This is a genomic window from Streptomyces sp. NPDC048255 (assembly GCF_040652415.1).
Lineage (GTDB): Bacteria > Actinomycetota > Actinomycetes > Streptomycetales > Streptomycetaceae > Streptomyces.
Genome location: NZ_JBEZMA010000123.1, coordinates 1 through 4,304, shown reverse-complemented (window position 1 = coordinate 4,304; position 4,304 = coordinate 1). Strand labels below are relative to the sequence as shown.

General features: G+C 71.1%; 2 protein-coding genes. Both read left to right on the top strand.

Translation table 11 applies throughout. The features are described from left to right. Positions 1–1,835: condensation domain-containing protein (locus AB0D94_RS37585; RefSeq protein WP_362062407.1), on the top strand; the 1,835-nt coding region annotated here is incomplete at its 5' end. After that, positions 1,835–4,304 (top strand): amino acid adenylation domain-containing protein (locus AB0D94_RS37580; RefSeq protein WP_362062404.1); only part of this gene is annotated, 2,470 nt, incomplete at its 3' end. The genes AB0D94_RS37585 and AB0D94_RS37580, both read left to right, overlap by 1 nt.

The window sequence follows — 4,304 nt, the reverse complement described above, 5'->3', positions numbered from 1 at the left end:
TGCTGGATGCTCTGCCGTTGACGGTGAACGGGAAGCTGGATGTGCGGCGTTTGCCGGTGCCGGAGGTGTCGGGTGCGGTGGGTGGCCGTGCGCCGCGGACGCCTCGGGAAGAGGTGTTGTGCGGGCTGTTCGCGGAGGTGCTGAACGTGCCCCGGGTCGGCATCGACGACAACTTCTTCGACCTCGGCGGCGACAGCATCGTCTCCATCCAGCTCGTCAGCCGGGCCCGCGCCGCCGGCCTGGTCGTCACCCCCCGGGACGTGTTCCGGCACCGCACCGTCGAAGCACTGGCCGCCGCCGCGCAAACGGTGACCGGGACGGCCGTGGTCCCGGACCAGGGCGTCGGGAAGCTGGGCCGCACTCCCATCGTGTCCTGGCTGCGGGAGCGGGGCGGTCCGATCGGCCGGTACAGCCAGTCCAAGGTCCTCAGGGTCCCCGCCGACCTGGGTCTGGAGCGGCTGACGGACGCGCTCCAGGCGGTGCTCGACCACCACGACGCGCTGCGCATGACCCTCGAACGCGCCGTGAACGGTGGCGAATGGGAGCTGGAGATCCGCGAGCGCGGGGCCGTACGGGCCGCCGACTGCGTCGAGCGGGTCGACGTCAGCGGCCTCGAAGGCGACGCCCTGAGCGCGGTCACCGAGGAGAGGTCCCGTGCGGCGCGGGCCCGGCTGGACCCCGACCGCGGGGTGATGGTCCAGGCCGTCTGGTTCGACGGCGGACCCGGACGGCCGGGGCAGCTCCTGCTCGCCCTGCACCACCTCGTGGTGGACGGCGTCTCCTGGCACATCCTGGTGCCGGACCTCGCCGCGGCCTGGCAGGCGGTCGCGGCCGGCAAGACCCCGGACCCGCAGCCGGTCGGGACGTCCCTGCGCCGCTGGGCCGAGCTGTTGACGGCTTCGGCGAACGACCCGGAGCGCCGGGCCGAGACCGAGAAGTGGGCCGGCCGGCTGCGGGACGCGGGTACGCGGCTCGGCAGCAGGCCGCTGGATCCGGCCCGGGACGCCGTGGCCACCGCACGGACCCTGACGGTGACCCTGCCGCGGGACGAGACGGCCCCCCTGCTCACCACGGTGCCGACGGCGTTCAACGCGGGAGTGAACGACGTCCTGCTGACCGCGCTGGCTCTGGCCGTGGCCTACCGGCGGCACAGGAGCGGAGGCGGTACCGACAACGCGGTGCTGGTGGACGTGGAGGGACACGGCCGGGAGGAGTTCACCGGCGGAGTCGACCTCTCGCGCACCGTCGGCTGGTTCACGACCATCCACCCGCTGCGGCTCGACCCCGGGCGGCTCGACTGGTCCCGGGTGTGGGACGGCGGACCGGCGGTCGCCGACGCCTTCAAGCGCGTCAAGGAGCAGGTGCGGGAACTGCCCGACAACGGCCTGGGATTCGGCCTGCTGCGCCATCTGAACCCGGAAACGGCGCACGTGCTGGCCGGTCGGCCCGCTCCCGAGATCGCCTTCAACTATCTGGGCCGGTTCGCCGCCCCTGACGCGGACGGCGCGGTGGACTGGGGCACGGCTGACGGTGCCGATGTCATCACCGCGGACGCGGACCCAGGGATGCCCCTGGCGCACGTTCTGGAGATCAACGCGGTGACGCAGGACCACCCCGACGGCCCCGAGCTGGTAGTCAACTGGACCTGGTCGGAGGGAATCCTGTCGGAAAAGGATGTACAGGAGCTGAGCCAGCTGTGGTTCAGAGCACTGAAATCCCTGTCGCTGTGCGCCGCAAATTCGGAAATCAATAGCAGGACCCCGTCGGATCTGCCTCTGGTGTCGTTGTCCCAGGCTGAAATCGACCTGCTGGAATCTGACTGGAGGATGTCGTAATGGCCAAGTCTGGAATCGCTGATGTACTGCCGCTCACGCCGTTGCAGGAAGGAATGCTGTTCCACTCCCTGTACGACACCGCGGCGGTGGACGCCTACACCGTGCAACTCTCCCTCGACCTGGAGGGAAGGCTTGACGCCCAGGCGCTCAAGGCAGCTGGACAGGCCCTGTTGCGGCGCCACCCCAACCTGAGCGCCGACTTCCGCTACGAGAAGCTCAACCGCCCGGTACAGGTCATCCCGCACGAGGTCGAACTGCCCTGGCGCGAGGTCGACCTGCGGGCACGGACCGAGACCGATCGCGCGGAAGAACTGGCCCGGCTCACGGACGAGGAGCGCGGCCGCCGCTTTGACCTCACCCGGCCGCCGCTGCTGCGGTTCACTCTCGTCAGGCTCGCCGACGACCGGTACCGCCTGCTGCTGTCGATGCACCACATCCTCATCGACGGCTGGTCCTTCCCCGTGCTCCTGGACGAGCTCTGCGCCCTGTACGGGAGCCGGGACGACGTCTCCGAACTGCCGCGGGTGACGCCGTACCGCGCGTACCTGGAGTGGCAGGCGAGGCAGGACCGGACCGCTGCCGAAGAGGCCTGGCGCCCGGTACTGGCCGACGTGTCCGAGCCGACCCTGGTGGTCGCGGACCGGACGAGCGGTGCGCCGGCGGTGCCCGAGACGTTCACCGCCGAGCTCTCCGAGGAGCAGACCGCCGCGCTGACCGAGCTGGCGCGCAGCCGTGGCTGGACGCTGAACACCGTGGTCCAGGGCGTGTGGGGGCTGCTGCTCAGCTCGCTCACCGGGAGGGACGACGTGGTGTTCGGTGCCACCGTCTCCGGGCGCCCGCCGGAGATCCCCGGCGTCGAGACGATGGTCGGGCTTTTCATCAACACCCTGCCGGTCCGTGTGCGGATGGACGGGCCGGCCGAGCCGGTCGCAGCCGTGTTCACCCGGCTTCAGGACCAGCAGGCGGGTCTGCTCGCCCACCAGCACCTGGGTCTGACGGAACTGCAGCGTCTGGCCGGTTCGGGTGAGCTCTTCGACTCGCTCCTGGTCTTCGAGAACTACCCTGACGACCCCGAGGGGTTCGACCGCACCGTCGACGGCGTACGGATATCCGGCTTCCGCGGATACGACGCGACCCACTATCCGCTCAGCCTCATCGCGACGCCGGGCCCCAGGCTCCGCCTCCAGCTCGGCTTCCGTCCCGACCTCCTCGACCGCGACCGGATCGCCGGGATCGCGGACCGGCTGGAGCGGACGTTCGGTGCGGTGCTGTCCGACGCGGACCGGCCCCTGGCCGCCCTCGACACGCTGGACCCGGCGGTTCGTGGCCAGGTGGTCACCGAGTGGAACGCCACCGCCCGCGCGGTTCCCCGTACCACCCTGCCGGAACTGTTCGAGGCCCAGGCGGCCCGTACCCCGGAGCACACCGCGCTGGTCCTCGAGGACGGATCGCTGTCGTACGCGGAGCTGAACGCCCGTGCCAACCGCCTCGCACACCACCTCATCGGGCTGGGTGTCGGCCCCGAGCAGCGGGTCGCGCTCGCCCTGCCCCGGTCGGCCGAGCTGCTCGTGGCGCTCCAGGCGGTGCTGAAGACCGGCGCCGCGTACCTGCCGGTGGACCCCGAGTACCCGGCGCAGCGCATCGCGTACATGCTCCAGGACGCCGGTCCCGCGCTGGTCCTGGCCACGGCCGAGACCGCTGAGAGCCTGCCCGGGGACGCAGCCGTACCGGTCCTGAAGCTCGACGACCCGGCCACCCGTGCCGTCCTCGCGGACCGGCCGGTCACCGACGTACGCGCCGGCGACCGGGTGGCGGAGCTCTCGCCCGACAGCCCCGCCTACGTGATCTACACGTCCGGATCCACCGGGCGTCCCAAGGGCGTGGTCGTCTCCCACGCCGCCATCACCAACCGCCTGCTGTGGATGCAGGACGAGTACGGGCTCACGGCCGGGGACCGGGTCCTCCAGAAGACCCCGTCGAGCTTCGACGTGTCGGTCTGGGAGTTCTTCTGGCCGCTCGCCGTGGGCGCCACGCTCGTCGTCGCCCGGCCCGGGGGCCACAAGGACCCCGCCTACCTGGCCGAGCTGATCCGCACCCGCCAGGTCACGACCGCGCACTTCGTGCCGTCGATGCTCCAGGTGTTCCTCCAGGAACCGACGGCCGGCGACTGCACGTCCCTGCGCCGGGTGATCTGCAGCGGCGAGGCCCTCCCGGTCGAGCTGAAGCAGAGGTTCACCCGCGTGCTCGGGGCGGAACTGCACAACCTCTACGGTCCGACCGAGGCCGCTGTGGACGTCACCGCCTGGAACTGCGCCGAGGAGACCGGCACCACCGGAACGGTGCCGATCGGCCGTCCGGTCTGGAACACCCGTCTGTATGTGCTGGATTCGTCGTTGCGGCCGGTGGGGCCGGGTGTGGCGGGGGATCTGTATCTGGCGGGTGTGCAGTTGGCGCGGGGTTATCTGCGTC